Below are 19,940 nucleotides of genomic sequence, written 5' to 3'. Positions count from 1 at the left end.
CTTCTTCTTCGGATCTTCCGGATCGGGCCAGACGTAGCAGAGGTCCTTCGGCTCGGTCCAGCCGAAGGCCGAGTAGTGGTCCTGGTCCTTTCGGAGTAGGTTTGACCGGTGGGAGGCGTGAAGCTCCTCAGACCCGAACCACCACGGCAGAAAGCCCTCCTCCTCTACCTCGTACCTGCGGCGAAGCTCCTCCAGCTCCGCGCCGCCCATCTCCCGGTTAGCGGCCAGTATCTTCTCCTTGCAGGTGTCTTTGTATTCCCGTCTCGTCCACTCCTCGCAGATCACGACGCCGTAGAGGGCCAGAGCCTCGGGGTTTTTGGACCACATCTTCACGATGGGGTGGTTCCTCCACCGGCTCTTGCCGTCCCTGCAGATCCGCAGGAGGACCAGGGCCTCTGACCTCTGCTTTCCGAGCCTCTGTCTGTCCAGCACCTCCGCCGACCTCTTGAAGTCGGGGTAGGGGAGAAATGTCTGCATCTCGTTCGTCCTCCTCCCTCAGCCCAGAGCGGGCCCTGAGCCCATTTTGTCGGCTTTGCGGGCCAGATACTGGTGGATCGATCTTGCGGCCCTCCGGCCTGCGCCCATCGCCTCGATCACCGTCGCCGAGCCGGTGACGATGTCGCCTCCGGCCCAGACCCCCTGGATGCTCGTCTCTCCGGTCTCTGGGTCGGCCACGATGTAGCCCCGGCGGTTAAGCTCCAGCCCATCGGTGGAGCGGGTGAGGAGGGGGTTTGCCTCGGTCCCGATGGCGACGATGACCAGGTCGCATTCTATCTCGAACTCCGATCCTGCGATCGGAGCTGGCCTTCGCCGCCCCGAGGAGTCGGGCTCTCCAAGCTCCATCCTGATGCACTCCATCCCCACCACCCGCCCCTCCTCGTCGCCGAGAAATCGGGTGGGGCTCGTGAGGAGGAGAAACTCGACCCCCTCCTCTTCTGCGTGGTGGATCTCGGCGGACCGGGCCGGCATCTCCTCCCGGGACCGGCGGTAGACTATCCGAACCCTTTCTGCCCCCAGCCTCACCGCGGTCCTGGCCGAGTCCATGGCAACGTTCCCGGCCCCTATGACGACGACCTTCTCTCCCCTGGGGATGGGGGTGTCGTACTCGGGGAACTGGTAGGCCTTCATCAGATTTGCCCGGGTCAGGTACTCGTTGGCGGAGAGTATCCCCACCAGGTTCTCGCCCGGAAGGTTCATGAACCTCGGAAGGCCCGCCCCCACCCCGACGAAGATCGCATCGTACCCCTCTTCGAAGAGCTCATCGATGGTGATCGTTCTTCCGACGACGACGTTGCACCTGATCTCTGCGCCCCGCCCCTTCAGGGACTCGATCTCTGCGGCGACGATCTCCTTCGGCAGCCGGAACTCGGGGATCCCGTAGACCAGAACGCCGCCGGGCTTGTGGAGCGCCTCGAAGATCGTCACCTGGTGGCCTTCGGCCAGAAGATCCGAGGCGACGGTCAGCCCCGCTGGCCCCGACCCGACGATCGCCACCCTCTTACCCGAGGGCTCGGGCTTCGGCGAGGCTTCTTCGATCCCCCTCTCCCGGGCCAGGTCGGCGGCGAACCTCTCGAGATTTCCAATGGCGATCGGCCTTCCCTTCTTTGCGAGGACGCATACCCCCTCGCACTGGCTCTCCTGAGGGCAGACCCTGCCGCAGATCGCAGGCAGCCGGTTCTTCTCCCAGATCTTCTCGATCGCCTCTTCGAACTTCTCTTCTTTTATGGACCGGACGAAGGCGGGGATATCGATCTCCACAGGACAGCCCTCAACGCAGCTCGGAGATCTGCAATGGAGACATCGGGACGCCTCCTCCACTGCCATCTCCGGAGAATAGCCGAGGGGGACCTCATCGAAGTTTCTCCTCCTCTCCTCTGGCTCCTGCTCGGGCATGGCGACCCGAGCCTTCGCCTCTTTTATAGCCTCTTTTTCCGCCATAGATCCACCGCAATTTGAAGATCGACCGATGCCGAACCGTCCGAGACCAAAACGGGATCTAAAGAAAGACCGCTGGGACGCAGGCGATCATTTTATCGGTCCAGCCTGCACCTGTGAGCCTCAGAGCTCTCCCTCTCCTCCGACTGATATGCTCCGAGACGCTGCATCAGCTGGTCGAAGTCGACTTGGTGGCCGTCGAACTCGGGTCCGTCGACGCAGGCGAACTTCTTCTCCCCACCGACGGTGACCCGGCAGCCGCCGCACATCCCCGTCCCGTCGATCATGATGGGGTTGAGGCTGACGACGGTCTTGACCCCGTAAGGCCTGGTAATATCGGAGACGAATTTCATCATCGGGACCGGCCCCACGGCGACCGTGAGGTCCAGGCTCTCCTCCTCCAGGAGCCTCTTCAGGATCTCGGTGACGAAGCCGTGGTGGCCGCGAGATCCGTCGTCGGTGCAGATGAAAAGCTGGTCGGAGATGGCCCTCATCTCCTCCTCCAGGATGATCCGGTCGGCTGTCCGAGCCCCGATTATGCTTATGACCCTATTTTCTGCCCTCTTGAGGCCCGAGGCGATGGGGTAGAGGACCGCAACGCCGGTTCCGCCTCCGACGCAGGCCACCGTCCCCACCTTCTCGATCCTGCTCGGCTGGCCCAGGGGGCCGACGGCGTCCTGGTAGGAGTCGCCCACCTTCAGCTCCTTGAATAGCTCCGTGGACTTGCCGACGACTTTGTAGATCACGGTTATGGTCCCGCGTTCGGGATCTGCGTCCGCCATGGTCAGGGGGATCCTCTCTCCTCTCTCGTCGGCCTTGAGGATCACGAACTGGCCGGGCTTCGCCTTCCGGGCGATCAAAGGCGCTCTGATCTCGTTTTGGATCACCGTGCCACCAGCCATCTCCTCTCTTTTTACGATCTCGTACATGCCAGGCCCACCACCATTTCGCCTTCTAATCAATCTCAGACGACAGAACAACCCTTCGGCGCAAAGTTTTTATATATTTTTAAAATTCGACGCATCAAAAGGTAGGAAACCAGCAATCTATCCCGATGACGCCCGACGGCAGCTCGCCGCGACGATCCTGGATCAGGGCCTTCGGCCCGCCACCGCAAGTCAAGGCTATGCTAAGGTACAGCCGGCCGAAGTATGTCAGCATATGTCAGCAGGATAGAAGTCGAACCTTATCTGGGGCTTCAGCCCTTCTTCACCTCTTTCAGGTACTCAAGAGTCCTGATCTTCATCTCGCGAGCCTCGGCGTTGGTGGGGTCCAGGAGGATCGCCCGGTCGAAGGACTCGACGGCCTCCTCGTACCTCTCCATACCCAGAAGGGCGATCCCCCTCACCATCCAGCCGGGGACGAAGTCGGGCATCTCCTCGACCAGCTCCTCGGCGAGATCCGCCACGGCGTCGTACCTCTTCAGCTTGGAGAGGGGTCCGAGCTTGTTGAACTTGTAGCTCTGCTCTTCGGGCTCCAGATCCAGCATGAAGTCGAGAAAGTCGATGGTGGCCTGAAAGTCGCCCCGGTCGTAGATCGCCCCCGCCAGATCGTTCCACTCCTCGGGGTCCCTGAGGCTCGGGGCCTGCTCGACTCCCCGCCCATAAGCCTCCTTCGCCTCCTCGATCCGATCGAGGTTTCGCAGGGTCATCACCTTCGAGATCCAGCCCCGGACGTGGTCGGGTCTCGCCTCGATCGCCCTATCGAAGTACTCGAGGGCTCCTTCGTCGTCGTTCTTGAGGGATAAGATTCCGCCCAGAAGGTCCAGAAGCTCCGGATCGTCGGGCTTCAGCTCGACCGCCCTCTCCGCGCTGGCCCGCCCCTCGTCCAGCCTCCCCGCCCCCAGGTAGGCGACCGCGAGCTTGTACCACGCCTCGACGTCGGAGGGGTCGGCCTCGACGAAGCTCTTGAAGAACTCCACCGCCTCCTCGAACCTGTCGGTATGCATCAGCAAGATCCCATCTTCAAACCTGTTTTCTGCCATCCTACTTGTGCCTCCGGGGATGAGCGATCCGGCTCTCGCGGGCCAGTCTTGAAACCGAATATCTGAACTTGACTCCGGCTCTGCCTTCGCTTCGGCTAAGGTCGATCCCCATATTATAAAAACTTCTTCGCCCATCCCGGCCAAAACTCCAAAATGATCCTAAAAATAGAGTTCGGCCGGTCTTTGAAGCATAATGAGAGGCCTAACTCTTCACCTCCTCCGCCACCAGCCAGACCGAGGCGTCGAGGACGACCCCCTCGCCGAAGATGGCGTCGCCGGACGAGGGCCCATCTCCCACCCCCTCCCACCGGGCCCTCCTCTTGACGACGAGCATCGGCGGCTCTGGAAAGGGCTCCGAAAGATCTCGATATTCCCGGACGATCTCCTCGATCTCGGCCTCGTCGACGAGGCCGATCCGGTCGATCACCTCCACCTGGCGCTGGAACCGGTCGATGGCCTCCTTTGAGAGGTTCTCGATGAAGGGTATCGCCCCCTTTGAGCCCACGATCCTCCCCTCGCCGTCGATCCCGTCTCTGTGAAGGGCCAGAATGGAGTCTCCCGGCAGGTGCCCCTTCGACTCTGCGCCGCAGACCAAAAGGAAGCGGAGGTTGGAGTTGGAGATGAGGTTTGCCACCACCTTCTCCACCCCCAGGTTCTCGGTCTTGCAGGGGCCCCAGATCGCAGCCCCGCTCGCCTCCAACAAGCTTGCCAGGGTCACTACCGCGATCCGGGATCCGGGGTCCCCAAGCCTATAATCCCCCCTTATCGGAGGCCAGCTCCAAAGGTCGCGAGATGGGCCCCCGGCGCCTCCGGCCCGGTCCTCATCCGAAATGACGGAATGTTCGCCGGTCATCGAGCACTCTATGGATTCTATGGTTTAAATGCTTTAAACCGTCGAAATGCCCGCCAGAAGCAATACTGTCAACAAGAGACTTATATACGAAGAGGACGAAGCTGAAGATTAATTGGGGAAGTTAGTCGATCAGGAGAGCCAAAACGCTTAAAGGATCGCAGAGGGTGAGGCTGACTAAAAGATGGCATCTTACGAAGAGCGAATTCTAAAGGCTATAGAGGATTCAGAAGTTGGGCTGACGACCGTGGACGTGGCAAAGCGGGCAGGAGTCAGCAAGACCACCGCCATAAAGTACCTTTCGGTTCTGAAGTCCGAAGGAAAATGCGAATTTGTGGAGGTCGGCCCCTCCAAGCTCTGGAGGAGGGCTCCCCAGCCCAAAGAGGCCGTCGAAACCGCAGAATGTCTCGAATGTCTGAAGGGGTTCGAGGCATCCCTGAAGAGGGGAGGCGACGCTGAGACGCATCACTTTAAGTTATCAGTCTTAGCCCAGCTCGAGGAGATCTCAGACGACGTGACCGTCTCCATCTCCTTCAAGGTGAAGCCGGAGAAGGTTGGAACTCTATTGAACCTCATGAAAAAATGCGTTCATCAGGCCGAGCGGCGATAGATCTGATCCGATGCACCTTACCGAACGTCGAAAATTAGCCTTATATACGATACGCGATACCAACGAATATCGAATATGTGAGATGCAAAATATGCGCATACCGTCTGAAATTCACGATTTCTTCGGGGTTGAAGAGGGCCAGACCCTTCTCGTCAAGGGGATGCCGGGCACCGGGAAGACGACTCTAGCCCTGGAGATCATGAGTTCTGTCTGCAAGAAGATGAACGGTATGTACATCTCCACCCGGGTCAACCCCCTTCGGGTCTACGCCATGTTCCCCTGGATCGACGAGATCATCCCCCCCAACAACGTGGTCAACGCCACCCAGAAGATGCTCCTCGAAAGTCTCAAGAACGTAGGCAAGGAGGGCTCAAGCTACGAGGTGGTCCTGGACTTCTTCAAGACTTTTTTGGACCAGGCCGAGGATATGGACGACCCCATGATCGTCATCGACAGCTGGGACGCCGTCATAAACTACACCGCCCACATCCTGGGAGATGCTCAGCACAGCCTCGAGCAGAACATCTGCGAGTTCGCCCGGGACATGGGGATCCACCTGATATTCGTGAGCGAGTCTGCGGATCTCATGCCCCTCGACTACATCGTCGACGGCGTCGTGACCCTGAAGAACGTCAGGATGACCGCCCCCCTATCCGGCGAAAACCGGCCTGATGGGATGACGACGAGGTATTCGCGAGAGATCAGGCTGGACAAGTTGAGAGGGGTGGAGATCAAGCAGAAGATATATACCTGCACCCTCCACGAAGGAAGGTTCTGCTACTTTGAGCCTGCCATCGAGAATATCAGCCCCCAGATCCGCATCTTGAGCGACGTGGACAGGATATCCGACCCCTCCGCCGACTGCATATCCACCGGGATAAGCGACTTCGACAAGATCACTGGCGGCCTCGAGTTCGGCTCCTGCAACGTCCTGGAGATCGACCACGGCGTCGGCAAGAGATACTACCAGGTGCTGACGGCCCTCGCCTCAAACTCGGTGAAGAACGGGAGGGCCGTCCACATCGTTCCCAGCATCGGCTACCAGCTCACCCCAAGAGACGTCTTCGTCCCCTCCAACGTGATGGTGCTGGAGCCGGGAGGCGACCGCGACCAGTGGTATGAGACCCTCTTCCGACACTGGGACTCCCTGAGGGAGAGGACCGGTCGGCCGATCCTCAACATCCTGGGCCTCGACTCCATGGAGTTCGCCTTCGGCTACGAGAGGATGCTCAACGCCAGCAGCCAGATGTTTCAGAAGTGGAAGGAGACGAGCGACGTCAACGTGGTGGTGGTGAAGTCTGGCCAGAAGAGCATCAGAATGACCTCTCACATAGCCGATACCTACTTCGTTATCAAGGAGCTGAACGGCGGCCTCTGCGTCTACGGGCTGATACCCCGGACCGAGCCCTACTACATGGTCTGGGACGAGAAGAGAAACATCCGGCTGGTTCCCATTGTCTGATCCCGGGTTCTTCGGAGCCGATCTCAGACCCAGCGGTCACCCGCGGCCCGGATCTCCTTCTTCCAGATGGGCACCCGCCTCTTTATCTCGTCGATGATCTGCTCGCACCCTCGAAATGCCTCCCGCCTGTGGGCTGCGGTGCAGACTATCAGGACGATATCTTCTCCCACAGAGAGGGGCCCGATACGATGGATCACGTCGACGGATAAAAGGTCGAGCTCTTCCATCGCCTCCTCCCGGATCTCCTCCAGCTCCTCCATCGCCACCTCCCGGTAGGCCTCCACCTCCATCCCGGAGATCCCGTCGTCCCTGACGGTGCCCAGGAAGGAGACGACGGCCCCGGCGTCGGGCCGCTTCGTCCCTGCCACCACCTCTTCGACGGAGAACTCATCCTCGGTGATCAGGATCAAACCTCGGACCTCCCGGTTCAACCGCCCGAGAAGGGGGGAAGGAGCGCCACCTCGTCCCCCTCCTCCAGGATCGTCTTTTGAAGATCGGAGAGGTCGAGCCCCTTGCGGTTCCTGAGGATGGCCACTCCCTGGCTGGGCTTTCCGTCGGAGCCCAAGATATCAGGAGCAAGCTCAGGATTGGTGGCGGAGAGGGCCTCCAGAAGGTCGAGAATGGTGGATCCCTCCCCCATATCGAGGCGGATCTCCTCGCCTGCGATCTCCCTGAATCGCGCAAAGGCTCTCACCGTCACCTCCATCTCTTCGACCTCATCTCTCCACCGTCGCCTCCAACCTCATCTCTTTGATCTCAACCTCGCGATCTCCTCTTTCCCCTCGATCCTCAAGACGAAGGTCCCGTAACAGGGCTTGGTGTAGGGGAAGACCACCTTCTCGTCCTCGACGCCGACCAGGAGCGGCGGCACCCCGATCAGGTGGACGTTGAAGATCCTGTAGCCGGGAGGGACCTCGTGGACCTCCCTGAAGTTCTTCTTTATGTACTCTCTCGCCTCTTTGAAAGAGCATTGAGATAGGAGGACCTCGTACTTCATCTCCTCGATACAGCTCAATCGATCACCTCGTCTATCAGCCTCTTCAGCGGCATCGGGTTGTGGACGGCCTTTGCGACCAGCTTTCTGCAGCTGAACTCGACCGTCTCGGAAAGCTCCTCGGCCTCCCTCCCGAAGATCAGGACGAATAGCTCGGCTCGGGAGATGTAGCTGATCGTCCCGGCATAACTTATCCCGGCGTCGCTGTGGGCGAAGGAGAAACAGAGGTCATAGTCGATCTTCCCCTCCGAGATCGATCCGATGCACCGGTCGATGTTCATCGTCTCGCCGAGGTAGCGGCCCAGGGGGTCTGCGAGCTTGGTCAGCTTGAGGGCCGCGCCGGTTCCGGCCACCGTCACCTCGTCCCCCCTCTCTCTCAGCCGATAAGATAGGTAGATGGCGACGCTGGTCTGGACCGGAACCTCGGGACAGCCCAGAAGGATGAGGGCCCTCCTCCCGGACTTCGCCTCAGGCGCTCTCTCGCCAGAACGTTCCATGCTACCTCATCGGCCCCGAGCCTACTTAAACTTCTCTTCGCAGTCGGGGCAGGCCGGGTTCCTCTCGATCGAGATCTCATCGCACCTGCCCCTGAGGCCGTCCCAGATGAGGAGCCTGCCAGCCAGAAGCTCGCCCTTACCAGTCAGATACTTTATCGCCTCTGATGCCTGGATCGAGCCGATGACGCCGCAGGTGGCGCCCAGGGCGGGGCTGGTCTCCTTGGGGGGGAAGGTCGGGAAGATGCACCGGAGGCAGGGGGTCTTTTCCGGGATGATGGTGGTCGCCTGGCCGTCGAAGCCGGAGACGGCCCCGTGGAACAGGGGAACGTCCATCGCGATCGCGGCCCTGTTGAGAAGGTGCCTTGCAGAAAAGCTGTCCAGGGCGTCCACCACCAGGTCCGCCTCTCCTAAGAGGCCGGCCAGGTTGTCCTCGTCGGCGAAGAGGGCGACCGCCTCCACCTCGATCTCGGGGTTGAGCCCTCGAATAGTCTCGGCCGCGGAGACGGCCTTGGGCCTTCCGATATCTCTAGCCCCGTGGAGGATCTGGCGGTTAAGGTTGCTCACTTCGACGACGTCGCCGTCGGCGACTACCATCCTCCCCACCCCGGCTACGGCGAGGTATGTCGAGACCGAGGACCCAAGCCCCCCCGCCCCGACGACGAGGGCGGTCGCCCCAGCCAGCCTTTTTTGGCCCTCGGCCCCGAAGAGCCTGATCTGCCGCTCATACCGTTTCTCATCCGCCAAACTGAGCATCTTAAACCTCAAAATGCGGCCTATAGCAACCGATCAACGGTCCCGCTTTAGCCGCCCACCACCGCCGGAAATAGGGCGACCTCGTCCCCTTCCGCCAGGGCCGTCTGGCCCCCCCCCAGGGACTCAAAGTGTCTCCCGTTGACCATCACGTTCACGTCCTCCCTGATCTTGCCGGAGGCATCGAAGATCTGGTCGCAGAGGTCGGTGGACCTCAAAGCCAGCTCTTTCACGAGGTCGAAGACGGTGGAGCCTGGGGGAAGGTCGACCTCCGTCTTCCCCTCCAGGAGGTCTCTATACCGTGCGAAGGCCTTCAGTTTTATTATCATGGTCTTAATGCGATCTCCTTTATCCGCTCCAGGGCTCTTTTGGCGTCATCCTTCTTCAGGTCTCTCCTCTCCTCCAGAAGGAAGCTTCGAAAGGCCTCTCGCGCACACTCGTCGAGGTCTTCCGCCTCCGTCAGGATCCGGTCGTAGCTTCTCTTGGGAAAGTAGAGAGATGATGCAGCAGCGAGGATCTTCTCGCCCGCCTCCGCGTCGATTATCCCGTTCTTTTGGGCCACCTTTACGTTATCCCTTATGTTCACCAGAGGCTCGGATAGGGGCTCGAATTTGATTGGATCGAATATGAGGGCCACCTCGTCGTCGGAGATGAGGACGCCGTCCCGATAGAGCCGGAAGATCTCGCCGACCCCCTCCATCCCAAATTGGTGAAGCTCCGCGGCCCGCAGGGCCCCCATGCTGGAGGCGCCGACGACGACGACCCCCATCTCCAGGACCCTGAGGACCTCTTTATGAGCGACGGCGCTCTCCTGGAAGAATACCCCGTCGATTAGCCCCACGATCTTCGCGCCCTCCTTCGCGGCCCTGAAGACGTCGCCCCTCTTGGCCGGAGGCCGATAGTCGGCCTCCAGGATCTTCTCGGCCGAGGCTCTATCGAGGCTGGGCCCGAGAAAGACGACGATATCTCTTGACCTCATCTCTCCACCGCTTGCCCCGTCGCTCCTGGTCCATGGCGCTCATCTCCAGACCCGGCACCAGAACTCTCACCACGGGGACCCCGATCTCTTCGCGGGTCAGGTCGACGACTATGGCTCTGTCCATCCCCGCCCCCTCTAGCCTTTTGAGCATCAGGTTGATGTCGTCGAGGAAGTCCTCGCTGTCCTGAGACTCGATCTCGCCGAAGGGTCTCGTATCGGAGTCGCTGAACCAGTGCCTGTTCAGCCTCTTCGTCCTCTCGTAGCCGATCTGCCTTCGAAAGTCCGCGGTCGTCGTATCCTCCCTCGCCCCGTGGATCTGGGTCAGCCTGGACTGGGCAACCTCGGTCAGGGCCCGGAGGACCGCCACCTCGGCGCTGGTGTGGGTCCCCATCCCTATGGTGAGAAGAGCGGGGTCTTTGAGCTTGAGGTCGTCGGAGGCAGCGGCGATGGTGGGGACGCCGACGTCGCTGGTGATATCTTTTATCCGCACGTCCACCTCGGCGGCGGCGAACCTCTCGACGAGCCCCGCCGCCAGGCCGTCGTCGACCTTTGAGACCAGAGGGCCCGTCCTCTTCACCGCCTCGACCAGGGACCAGGCGTCCCTCTCGATCACCTCGGAGAGGCCGTGGAAGACCGCCTCCTCCAGGACGTTGCCGGAGGCGAGGCCGTTGGTGTTCGTCCGGAAGAGCTGCGGGTAGTTCGGAGGGAGGGGGTGGAAGACGCCACTCGCCGGGACCATGACCGCCTCTTTTCTGATCAGGTCGTAGCCCTCGACCCAGGGGATGGCCATCTTGTGGTCTGCGTCCGAGGGGAGGATCAGGTCTCTCGGGTCGACGGCGTTCGTCTCGGCCGCGAGCTTGGAGAAGGTCTCGACGACCAGCTCCCTGTCGTGTACCTCGGCCGAGTAGCGTTCGATCCCCTCCATCATCGCCGAGACCCTGGCCTCGGCGGGGGTGGCGCCCTTGCCGTTGTAGACGGAGATCGCCCCCCTCTCTGCGGCGGGCCGGATGCTGGAGAAGACCGGGATCCCGATCCGGTCCAGGTTGGTGATATCGGCCACCCTGGTTATCCCCGCAAGCTCCATCTTCGGCGCTATCCGCTCGAGGGTCTCCTCGGGGGAGAAGGCCCGGTGGGTATCGGTCTTGTACTTTTTAATGCAGGATCTGAGCAACATCCGTTATCAACTCTTGGGCTTGAAGGCGTTCTCGAAGGCAGGCCGCCAGCTTTCGAGTAGCTGGTCCTTCTGGGCCTAAATACGTATCGGGTTTTTTGCCGTCGGTGCTCGCCCCTCAGAGGACCGCGAGGAAGATCCAGTAGATCAGGAGGTTTGGGGCGGTGAGGAGTGCTCCCGCCTTCAGGAAGTCGGAGAAGGTGATGGCTGTCCCCCTCCGCTCGCCGTTCTGGACGATGATGACGTTGCTTGCCGCCCCCAGGATGGTCAGGTTCCCGGCGATGGTGCTCCCCGCGGCCGGGGCCATCATCCTCTCGACCGAGGGGTCGAGGTGGGATAAGAGGGGCAGGTAGAGGGCGACGAAGGGGACGTTGGAGATGAACTGGCTCAGAAGGACGCTCGTCGCGAGGATCACGGGGATCGAGGTCGGATCGAGGCTCGAGCCGCCCGCCGGTCACTTCCTCCATCCGACGGTGGCGTTGGGGATGCTGTCGACCTCGGAGAAGTAGGGCTTGATGTCTATGAGCGGCGTCCCCTCAACGGCGTCCAGCCCCCGGACCCGAAGCCTCCCCCCATCGACCCCCAGAAGCTCGACGATCCCCACGCCGATGGGGTTGGGCCGGTTCGGCGACCGGGTGGCGAAGACGCCGTGCTCCTTTCTGTCGTAGGGGGGAAAGGCCTTGAGCATGGATCGATCAGCCCGGTCGAGCCAATAGAGGAGGATGAGGTGGGTGCACCCCTCCACGTCGGCAAGGCCGGGGAGGAACTCTTCGAAGACCTCCACCTCGCAGACCTCATCCGAATGCCGCCCCTGGAAGGGGGCCTCGGTCCTGGTCTTGAAGGGGGAGTGGATCGCGCCGATCTGTTTGAGGTTCATGGCGGAGGGTTTGGGCGCGGAGGAAAAAAGGGCTTCGGAGCTGGCCCCCTACGGAAGCGTCGGACTACCCTGGCTGTATCTCACCTCATCCAGGAAAGCCAGCGCGTCGAAGTCGGCGAGGCTCTGAGGGGTCAGCGGGGAGTAGGTCGGGTTCTTCGCGCTCCCCGACCGGACCGGGTGGGTCTCCAATTTCACTCGATGAAGATCGCGGGCCGCCCCGGCTCCGCGTTCCTGCTCTTTTTCATCGGGTCCTCGCCGGGCTCGTCCGCCGAGTATACAGCGACCTTGCAGCCGAAGGTCTTCTCCAGGTACCTCTTCTCCCGGGAGAGGGTCTCAAACTCGTCGATTTTGAGGGGATCGGCGTTGAGGGCGTGAGCCCCCTTCATCAGCCTCTGAGCGTACTTTGGAGCCTCCTTCTTGTGGCTCGCGACCTCGGGAAGGGCCATCGCCCTCTTCATGATCGAGCCGACGTCCAGGCTTTCCACCTTCTTCAGGTCCAGTGCCGCCTTCAGCATCGTCCTCTTCCAGGCAGGGGTGGTGAAGAGGGTGATCCTCTCGGGCTGTTTACCTGTGACCCTGATGATCTCATCGACGTCGGAGAGGGTCCTCTCCAGAAGGTCCTCGGCCATCTCGGCCTCGGGATCGATCTTCTCGGGGTCGGCCTCGGGCCACCGGGCGCGGGAGATGTAGGCGTCCTTCCCGAATGATCTGGCATTCTGGCCGGCCATCTCCTCCCAGATCTCCTCGCAGACGTGGGGCGTGAAGGGCGCCATCAGCCTCACCCAGACGTCCAGGACGGATTTGAGACGATTCTTTCCACCCCTCCTCTGGTACCAGCGGAGGTCGTTTATCACGTGGTAGAAGGCGCTCTGGACCGCCCGGCGGGTCTGGATCGACTCCAGGGCCTCCGTGGTCTCGGCTATCCTCCTCTGCATCTGGCTCTCCATCCAGCGGTCGATCAGCTCCGGCTCTGCAGATTCGTCGATCTCCGGATCATTGATGATCTCCCTGGCCAGGTTGTAGAACCGCACCACCTGCTGCCTCGTCGACTCCACCCCCTCGTTTCGCCAGTCGGCGTCCTGGGTGTGCTCGGCGTTGGAGAGGATGTAGAGCCTGGTCACGTCCGCCCCGTTGGCGTCTACAGCCCGCCGGAGGGTGAGGAGTGGCCCCTTGGACTTGGACATCTTCTTTCCCTCCAGGGATACGAAGCCGTTGACTGCCATCGCCTTCGGCCAGAGGGACGGCGGGTATATCGCCACGTGGTGGTAGAGGAAGAAGAGGAGATGGTTTGCCACCAGGTCCTTTCCCGAGGACCGCAGGTCCACCGGGTACCAGTACATGAAGTCCTCCCTGATCCTCTCGACAGTCTCCGCGGGTATCCCGGTGAGGTCGGCGACCTTTGCGGAGTCGCCCTTGCCCAGGAATATGTAGTCGAAGAACTCGGAAATGAGGCTGTCGATCTCAAGGCCGGCGTTGACGTACTTGGCCAGGATGTAGTAGGACATGTAGATGGTGGAGTCGCCGAGGGACTCGATCAGCCACTCCTTGTCCCAGGGGAGGTTTGTCCCCAGCCCCTTCCTCCGGGCGCAGGCCTTGTCCTTCAGCCAGTCGATCTTGTTCTCAAACTCGGTCCTGATCTCCTCGGGGATGAGCCTCATCCCTGCCAGGCAGTCAAGGACCCGCCCCTTCCACTCGGGGTCGGAGTAGTTCAAAAACCACTGGTTCTTGACCATCTTGACGACGCACCGGGTCCCACACCGGCAGATGACGGGGGTCTCGCTGAACTCGTAGAAGATCTCAGCGACGTTCTCCTCGATCAGGTCTGCGAGGAGGATCTCCTTGATCTTGGAGACGGCAACCCCGGCGTACTTTCCCGTCCTCTCCTTGAGGACGCCGTTGTGAAACTCCCTCCGGTAGACGAGCTTCGTCGCCTCCTCGGCCCGAGGATCGTTCTGATCTTTCACCCCCAGCTCCTCTGTGGCCTCCACCGCCGGAAACTCGCCGTAGTCGGGAACCTCGATCAGGGAGATGAACTCGATCTTCCGGAGGTCTTCGGTGATCCCGTAGCCGCTCAGGTCCTGGTCGTAGAGATCCTTCAACGCCAGGTAGTCGTAGGGGGCGTGGGCGGGGACGGACATGACGACCCCGCTCCCGTTGTCGGGATCGACGAAGGATGCCGGTAGGATCAGGACCTCGGCTCCGGTGAGGGGATTGGCGACCTTTTTGCCGATCAGGTCTCTTCCTCTCACCTCCCCGATCCTCTCTACAGACCTATCGGTGAAGGTCAGCTTCTCGTAGGCCTCCTGGCTTGTGATCCAGGTCTCGCCATTGACCCGAGCTACGGCATGCACGACCTCGGGGTTGACCCAGAGGTTTGTGACCCCGAAGACGGTCTCGGGCCTGAGGGTGGCGCAGGGGAGGACCTTGCCATCCAACCTGAACTTGATCAGGGCGAAATCTATGATCGTCGCCTCCTCGCCTTTGAGGATGTCGTGGTCCTCGACGGGATTTTCGTCGTTGGGACACCACCTCACGGGATGGCTCCCCTTGGAGACGTACCCAAGACCCCGGAGGATGCCGTACTGCCACTCGATGAACTTCTTGTAGGCGGGATCGGTGGTGGTGAACTCCCGCCTCCAGTCGATGGAGTAGCCGATCGACTGCATTGCCAGTTTGGACTCTCTTCTGAAGTAGTCGACGATCGCCTGGGGAGTGGTCAGGGTGGCGAATACCTCCGGCGGTATGTCGTGGTGCTCGGTGTAGACCTTCTCGATCTCGGGGTCCCTGTTCTTCACGAGCTCTGAAAGGCCGACGATGGGAGTTCCCGTGACGTGGAATCCCATGGGGAAGAGGACGTTCTCTTCTTTCATCCGGCGATACCGGGCTACTACGTCGCCTATGGTGAAGGTTCGAGTGTGGCCGGCGTGGAGGTTTCCGTTCAGATAGGGGTAAGGTATGGTTATGAAGAACTTCTTTCTGAGGGCTGGCTCTGCATTGAAGACGCCCTCCTCCGCCCACTTCTGCTGCCACTTCGATTCGATCTCAGAAGCCCTGTAATCTTCGAGCAAGTCCATCTCCTCCAACCGGTCAGAGGGCCCTCTCCTCTGTCACCATCTTCTCCATCCTCTTTACGGCCTCGGTGATCCTCTCGGTGGGCTGGGTGACCGAGAACCGAACGTAACCCTCACCAAAGTCGCCGAACCCAACCCCCGGCGTGGCCACGATCCCGAGCCGGTCGATCAGCTTTCTCGTGTATTCCTTGGACCTGCCTCCGGTCCAGGCCCACAGGTAGAAGGTCGCCTCCGGCTTCTCCACCTCCAGGCCGATCTTTGAAAGACCGGCGTAGAGGAGATCGACCCTCTCCCGATAGGTCTCCCTCATCTTTGCGGCTATTTTCTGGGAGTTATTGAGGGCGACGATCCCCGCGTCTTGGACGGCGCCGAAGTTTCCGGAGTCGATGTTGCTCTTGACGTCGCCGATACCCTTGATGATCTCGGAGTTTCCGACGACGAAGCCCACCCTCCAGCCGGTCATGTTGCAGGTCTTGGAGAGGGAATGAAACTCGACGGCCACATCCCGGGACCCCTCCACCTCCAGGATTGATGGCGGCCTCTTATCGCCGAAGTAGACCTCGGAGTAGGGGTTGTCGTGCAGGACGATCAGGTTGTTATCGTAGGCGAAGTCGACGATCTTTTTTAAGAATTTAATGTCTGCGCAGGCCCCCGTCGGATTGTTTGGGTAGTTGAGGAAGATCAGCCTTGACTTCCGGGCTACATCGGAGGTTATGCCGTCCAGGTCCGGGAGGAAGCCCTGCTCCCTCTTGAGAGGCAGAATGACGGGAACGCCTCCCGCAAACTCGACGGCCGTCTTGTAGACGGGGTAGGCGGGGTCGGGGACGAGGGCCAGGTTTCCCGGGTTCAAAAACGCCAGGGGAGCGTGGGCGATCCCCTCTTTTGAGCCGATCAGGGCGAGGACTTCGGACTCGGGATCGAGGTCGACGCCGAAGGTCTCCTTGTACCAGTCGGCCACGGCAGACCGGAACTCGATCTTCCCCTCGTAGGAGGGGTACTGGTGGTTCTCGGGCTTCTTCGCCGCCTCGCAGAGGGCATCGATAATTATTTTGGGTGTGGGCAGGTCAGGATCGCCGACCCCGAGGTCGACGACGTCCACACCTCTCTTCTGGGCTGCAAGCTTCGCCCTGTCGATGGCTGCGAAAGGGTATGGTGGGAGGGATTTTATCCGATCAGAGTACATGGAATATTATCTCCATCAGCAGTATACGTCCACGGCGTCGCCCCCGCCGGGATCTGACCAGGATCGCGGGGCGGCGCAGCTTCGCTGATAGTAAATGTCACGTTGTATATAAGAGTAGAGGAGTCGATGCTTGAGATCGAAGATCTGACCTCCTGGCTCCCCCGGGAGGTGGTGGAACTTTATCAGAATGAGGGGATAAGAGAGCTCTACCCGCCCCAGGCCGAGGCGGTCGAGAGGGGCCTCCTGGAGGGGAAGAACTTGCTCGTCTCGGTCCCCACGGCTGCCGGAAAGACGATGCTGGCGGAGCTCGCCATGCTGAAGGCCGCCCTGGGTGGTGGCAGATCGCTTTACATCGTGCCGCTGAGGGCTCTCGCCTCGGAGAAGCATGCAGCCTTCTCGCGATTTGCGGACCTCGGCGTAAAGGTGGGCCTATCCAGCGGCGATATGGAGAGGAGAGACGAGTATCTGGGGAGAAACGAGATCATAGTCGCCACTTCGGAGAAGGCCGACTCCCTCATCAGGAACGGGGCCCGATGGATCCGCGACCTCTCGGTACTGGTCGTCGACGAGATCCATCTCCTCGACTCGACGAACCGGGGCCCGACCCTGGAGATGACGATAACAAAGCTGATGAGGATCAACCCGGAGATGCAGGTTCTCGGCCTCTCCGCGACGGTGGCCAACGCCCCCGAGGTGGCGTCGTGGCTTGGAGCAGACCTCGTCGAGAGCCGGTGGAGGCCGGTGGAGCTGAAGGAGGGGGTGATCTGCGACGGTATCCTCAATTTCCCGGGGGAGACAGTCCCCATCCCCTCGCGCCGGGACGACCTCGTCGACCTCGTCAACGACACCATGAACCAGGGCGGCCAGATCCTGATCTTCGAGAGCAGCAGGCGTAACGCCGAGGCGACGGCCGCAAAGCTCGCGAAGACGTTCTCAAAGAGGAGAGATGGGCCGGGCTCGGGAGATGGTCAGGCCCCTGGCAAAGAGGGCCGGGAGGTCTCTCGCCTCTCGGAGAGAGTGCTTGCGACCGGAGAGAGCGAGACGGGAAAGAAGCTCGCCGAGTGCGTTCGGGGCGGAGTCGCCTTCCACCACGCAGGCCTCCTCCCCGAGCAGAGGGCGATCGTGGAGAGGGGGTTTCGGTCCGGCGAGATCAGGGTCATAGCCTCGACCCCCACCCTGGCGGCGGGGCTGAACCTTCCCGCGAGGAGGGTTCTGATAAGAAGCTACAAGCGATACGAGGGGGCGAGGGGTATGGTGGCGATCCCGGTGATGGAGTACCGGCAGATGGCGGGAAGGGCCGGAAGGCCTGGTTTGGACCCAAAGGGCGAGTCGTTTCTTATGGCCAAGAGCGACACTGAGATGAGGGACCTATTTGACCATTACGTCCACGGCGAGCCGGAGGAGATCTTCTCGAAGCTCGCCATGGAGCCGGCTCTTAGAACCCATCTCCTCTCGACGATGGCGACGGGCTTTGCATCAAGCGCCGATGAGCTGAAGAGATTTGTCGACTCCACCTTTTACGCCCACCAGCAGGATGCCTGGCACCTGGACGCCACCATGGAGAAGGTTCTGGAGTTTCTGATCGATAGCAAGATGGTTGAGCCGGACCTCAGACCTACGCCCCTGGGAGAGCTCGTATCAAGGCTCTACATCGACCCCCTTACCGCACGGATCGTCGTCGACAGCCTCCGCTCGAGGGAGACGGCCCGGATCACGGACCTCACCCTCCTTCACCTGATCACCATGACCCCGGATATGGACACCCTATACGTCCAGACCTCGGACGGCTGGATCGAGGAGTTCATCGACCAGCATTACGGCGAGCTCTGCAATGAGGAGAACTACGACTGGATGATGAGGGAGGCGAAGACCGCGGCCCTCCTCCTGGAGTGGATCTCGGAATCTGAGGAGGAGAAGATCGCCGACCGTTTCCGGGTGGGGCCCGGCGACATAAGGAGGGTCGCCGAGACCGCCGAGTGGCTGATGCATTCGGCGGGCCGCCTCTCTGAGCACCTGGAGCTGGGTGCCACCTTCCGGATATATCAGCTCGAAAAGAGGATCCATTACGGCGCGGGACCCGACCTCCTGGGTCTTCTGGACCTGAAGGGCGTGGGTAGGGTTAGGGCGAGAAGGCTCCACCGGGCCGGGTACACCAGCCTCGACAAGCTGAGGGAGGCGAAGGCGGCCGATATCGCCGAGGTCGTCGGCCCCAAGATCGCTGAGAAGGTGATGGCCCAGCTCAAGGAGAGGGCTTGATCAAGACTTAACTCAAGAGAAAGGAGGGATGCCGGATATGAAGGATGTTGGAGGAGAAGAAAAGGGAGGGGAAAAAGAAAGAGGTCCTGAGCAGCAGAGCCGCCGGGTGAACCTGGGGGGGATCGTACCCCTCTCCACGGTGGACTGGACCGGCGTTGCCGCCACGGTCGTATTTCTGAGGGGATGCCCCCTCAAGTGCCCTCACTGCCAGAACTGGCACCTCCGGTCGGGGGAGAGCTTCGAGGACCTGGACGTCGTGGAGGAGAAGATCAGGTCGGCCTCGCCCTTCGTCAGCGCCGTGGTCCTCTCGGGAGGCGAGCCTCTGGCCCAGCCCCGGGCGGCGCAAAAGATCGCTGGCATCGCAAAGGAGCTGGGGCTGAAGGTGGGGGTTGAGACCTGCGGCTTCTACCCTGAGGTCCTCAGAGACCTCCTCGAAGCCGAATCGATCGACCACGTATTTCTGGACGTGAAGGCCCCCCTCACCGACCCCGAGTACTCCAGGGCCACGGGCCGGCCGGGCGTGGCGCCGAAGGTGAGGGACTGCCTGGAGGCCTGCACCCGACTAGATGTCCCCCTGGAGGTGAGGACGACGGTATTTCCGGAGATGCCGTCGCGCGAGGAGGTGGGGACGATCGGGGAGCTTCTCAGAAACCTCGGCATCAGCACCCTCACCATCCAGCGGGGAAGGCCGAGGGAGGGCGAGGAGCCCTTCGACCCCGTCCCGGCGAAAGAGCTGAGGGATCTGGCCGAGGCGGTGAAGAGGCTGATCGGGATCGAGGCCGAGTACAGGGCGAGGGGAGACGACGAGGATTTCGACGAATATGAGCAGAGGAAGTGACGTGGATTGAAGATCGTGGGCTTTGTGGGGATGCCCGGCTCCGGCAAGTCGGTGGCAGCAGACGTGGCGAGGAAGCTGAATATACCCGTCGTGGTCATGGGTGACGTCATCCGGGAGGAGGCGGCGCGGCGGGGCCTTGACCCCACCGACAGAAACCTCGGGGCGGTGGGAAACGATCTCAGAGATAAAGAGGGCACTGACGCCATCGCCACCAGGTGCCTCGCGAAGATCCGCGAGACGGAGGCGCCCGTGGTCGTGGTGGAGGGGATCAGGAGCAGATCCGAGGTGGACCTATTTCGGAAAAGCTCGAACGGCTTTTCGCTCATCGAGGTATACGTCCCCGACGAGGTCCGGCTCGCGCGGATAGCCTCGCGGGGCAGGTCCGACGACGCCAACGAGTCCGACCTCGCAAGGGCCGTAGCGGATCGGGACGCCCGGGAGCTTGGCTGGGGGATGGGCGAAGCGATCCGGGCGGCGGATTTG

Annotated in this window: 22 protein-coding genes; 5 read left to right on the top strand and 17 right to left on the bottom strand. The window is 61.3% G+C overall.

All coding sequences use genetic code 11. The annotated features are described in order from the left end of the window. The 5 genes from ACP5EL_RS04275 to ACP5EL_RS04255 all read right to left on the bottom strand — a co-directional run. Nucleotides 1-477, bottom strand: a 477-nt coding sequence (locus tag ACP5EL_RS04275; RefSeq protein WP_428401231.1) for an MSMEG_6728 family protein, incomplete at its 3' end; no start/stop codon positions are given. An 18-nt stretch (nucleotides 478-495) separates the two neighbouring features. Beyond that, nucleotides 496-1,938, bottom strand: a complete 1,443-nt coding sequence (gene gltA, locus ACP5EL_RS04270) for an NADPH-dependent glutamate synthase (RefSeq protein ID WP_428401230.1) — start codon at nucleotides 1,936-1,938, stop codon at nucleotides 496-498. Nucleotides 1,939-2,030: 92 nt separating this feature from the next. Beyond that, entirely contained in the window at nucleotides 2,031-2,864 is an 834-nt protein-coding gene (locus tag ACP5EL_RS04265; protein ID WP_428401229.1) for a sulfide/dihydroorotate dehydrogenase-like FAD/NAD-binding protein, read from the bottom strand. 269 nt (nucleotides 2,865-3,133) lie between these two features. Continuing rightward, complete coding sequence (locus ACP5EL_RS04260) at nucleotides 3,134-3,919, bottom strand: tetratricopeptide repeat protein (RefSeq protein ID WP_428401228.1); 786 nt, start codon at nucleotides 3,917-3,919, stop codon at nucleotides 3,134-3,136. A gap of 202 nt (nucleotides 3,920-4,121) precedes the next feature. Continuing rightward, nucleotides 4,122-4,772: a tetrahydromethanopterin S-methyltransferase subunit A gene (locus ACP5EL_RS04255; RefSeq protein WP_428401227.1), complete on the bottom strand. Its 651-nt coding sequence runs from the start codon at nucleotides 4,770-4,772 to the stop codon at nucleotides 4,122-4,124. A 181-nt stretch (nucleotides 4,773-4,953) separates the two neighbouring features. On the opposite strand from ACP5EL_RS04255, the gene ACP5EL_RS04250 reads away from it, so the two are divergent. Next, nucleotides 4,954-5,379, top strand: a complete 426-nt coding sequence (locus tag ACP5EL_RS04250; RefSeq protein WP_428401226.1) for a FaeA/PapI family transcriptional regulator — start codon at nucleotides 4,954-4,956, stop codon at nucleotides 5,377-5,379. A gap of 91 nt (nucleotides 5,380-5,470) precedes the next feature. Next, a complete protein-coding gene (locus ACP5EL_RS04245) occupies nucleotides 5,471-6,841 on the top strand; it encodes an RAD55 family ATPase (protein WP_428401225.1) in 1,371 nt (456 codons plus the stop codon). Nucleotides 6,842-6,864: 23 nt separating this feature from the next. Here ACP5EL_RS04245 and ACP5EL_RS04240 read toward each other — a convergent pair whose 3' ends face one another. The 12 genes from ACP5EL_RS04240 to ACP5EL_RS04185 form a co-directional block, all read right to left on the bottom strand. After that, complete coding sequence (locus ACP5EL_RS04240; protein WP_428401224.1) at nucleotides 6,865-7,251, bottom strand: molybdenum cofactor biosynthesis protein MoaE; 387 nt, start codon at nucleotides 7,249-7,251, stop codon at nucleotides 6,865-6,867. 17 nt (nucleotides 7,252-7,268) lie between these two features. Further along, nucleotides 7,269-7,547 carry a ubiquitin-like small modifier protein 1 gene (locus ACP5EL_RS04235; RefSeq protein ID WP_428401223.1) on the bottom strand — a complete coding sequence of 93 codons (279 nt, stop codon included), beginning with the start codon at nucleotides 7,545-7,547 and terminating at the stop codon, nucleotides 7,269-7,271. Between the two features lie 36 nt (nucleotides 7,548-7,583). Continuing rightward, a complete protein-coding gene (locus ACP5EL_RS04230) occupies nucleotides 7,584-7,856 on the bottom strand; it encodes a DUF1894 domain-containing protein (RefSeq protein ID WP_428401221.1) in 273 nt (90 codons plus the stop codon). Then, complete coding sequence (locus tag ACP5EL_RS04225; protein WP_428401220.1) at nucleotides 7,853-8,332, bottom strand: DUF1890 domain-containing protein; 480 nt, start codon at nucleotides 8,330-8,332, stop codon at nucleotides 7,853-7,855. Before ACP5EL_RS04225 ends, ACP5EL_RS04230 begins: the two co-directional genes overlap by 4 nt. Nucleotides 8,333-8,353: 21 nt before the next feature. After that, nucleotides 8,354-9,085, bottom strand: coding sequence for a HesA/MoeB/ThiF family protein (locus ACP5EL_RS04220; protein WP_428401218.1), 732 nt, complete (start codon nucleotides 9,083-9,085; stop codon nucleotides 8,354-8,356). A gap of 47 nt (nucleotides 9,086-9,132) precedes the next feature. After that, nucleotides 9,133-9,411, bottom strand: coding sequence for a ubiquitin-like small modifier protein 1 (locus ACP5EL_RS04215; protein ID WP_428401216.1), 279 nt, complete (start codon nucleotides 9,409-9,411; stop codon nucleotides 9,133-9,135). After that, the gene (locus ACP5EL_RS04210; protein ID WP_428401215.1) at nucleotides 9,408-10,061 is read right to left on the bottom strand and encodes a TfuA-related McrA-glycine thioamidation protein; all 654 of its coding nucleotides are present in this window, start codon (nucleotides 10,059-10,061) and stop codon (nucleotides 9,408-9,410) included. Before ACP5EL_RS04210 ends, ACP5EL_RS04215 begins: the two co-directional genes overlap by 4 nt. Next, nucleotides 10,015-11,235 (bottom strand): YcaO-related McrA-glycine thioamidation protein, encoded by a 1,221-nt coding sequence (locus ACP5EL_RS04205; RefSeq protein WP_428401214.1) that lies wholly within the window; start codon nucleotides 11,233-11,235, stop codon nucleotides 10,015-10,017. Before ACP5EL_RS04205 ends, ACP5EL_RS04210 begins: the two co-directional genes overlap by 47 nt. 115 nt (nucleotides 11,236-11,350) lie before the next feature. Then, nucleotides 11,351-11,647, bottom strand: coding sequence for a hypothetical protein (locus tag ACP5EL_RS04200; RefSeq protein ID WP_428401213.1), 297 nt, complete (start codon nucleotides 11,645-11,647; stop codon nucleotides 11,351-11,353). A gap of 39 nt (nucleotides 11,648-11,686) precedes the next feature. Beyond that, nucleotides 11,687-12,109, bottom strand: coding sequence for a tRNA (N6-threonylcarbamoyladenosine(37)-N6)-methyltransferase TrmO (gene tsaA / locus ACP5EL_RS04195; protein ID WP_428401212.1), 423 nt, complete (start codon nucleotides 12,107-12,109; stop codon nucleotides 11,687-11,689). 191 nt (nucleotides 12,110-12,300) lie between these two features. After that, entirely contained in the window at nucleotides 12,301-15,177 is a 2,877-nt protein-coding gene (gene leuS / locus ACP5EL_RS04190; protein ID WP_428401233.1) for a leucine--tRNA ligase, read from the bottom strand. 19 nt (nucleotides 15,178-15,196) lie between these two features. Beyond that, nucleotides 15,197-16,363 (bottom strand): LL-diaminopimelate aminotransferase, encoded by a 1,167-nt coding sequence (locus tag ACP5EL_RS04185; protein ID WP_428401211.1) that lies wholly within the window; start codon nucleotides 16,361-16,363, stop codon nucleotides 15,197-15,199. A gap of 126 nt (nucleotides 16,364-16,489) precedes the next feature. Here ACP5EL_RS04185 and ACP5EL_RS04180 point away from each other — a divergent pair, with 126 nt between their 5' ends. From ACP5EL_RS04180 to ACP5EL_RS04170, 3 genes are all read left to right on the top strand, one after another. Next, entirely contained in the window at nucleotides 16,490-18,619 is a 2,130-nt protein-coding gene (locus ACP5EL_RS04180) for an ATP-dependent DNA helicase (RefSeq protein WP_428401209.1), read from the top strand. A 37-nt stretch (nucleotides 18,620-18,656) separates the two neighbouring features. Beyond that, complete coding sequence (locus ACP5EL_RS04175; RefSeq protein WP_428401208.1) at nucleotides 18,657-19,457, top strand: anaerobic ribonucleoside-triphosphate reductase activating protein; 801 nt, start codon at nucleotides 18,657-18,659, stop codon at nucleotides 19,455-19,457. 15 nt (nucleotides 19,458-19,472) lie between these two features. Then, nucleotides 19,473-19,940, top strand: a 468-nt coding sequence (locus tag ACP5EL_RS04170; protein WP_428401232.1) for an AAA family ATPase, incomplete at its 3' end; no start/stop codon positions are given.

It is taken from the genome of Methanocrinis sp., from assembly GCF_049974945.1.
Taxonomy (GTDB): Archaea; Halobacteriota; Methanosarcinia; order Methanotrichales; family Methanotrichaceae; genus Methanocrinis.
Note: the sequence above shows the minus strand (reverse complement) of the source record. Positions and strands in the feature narration are given on the sequence as shown.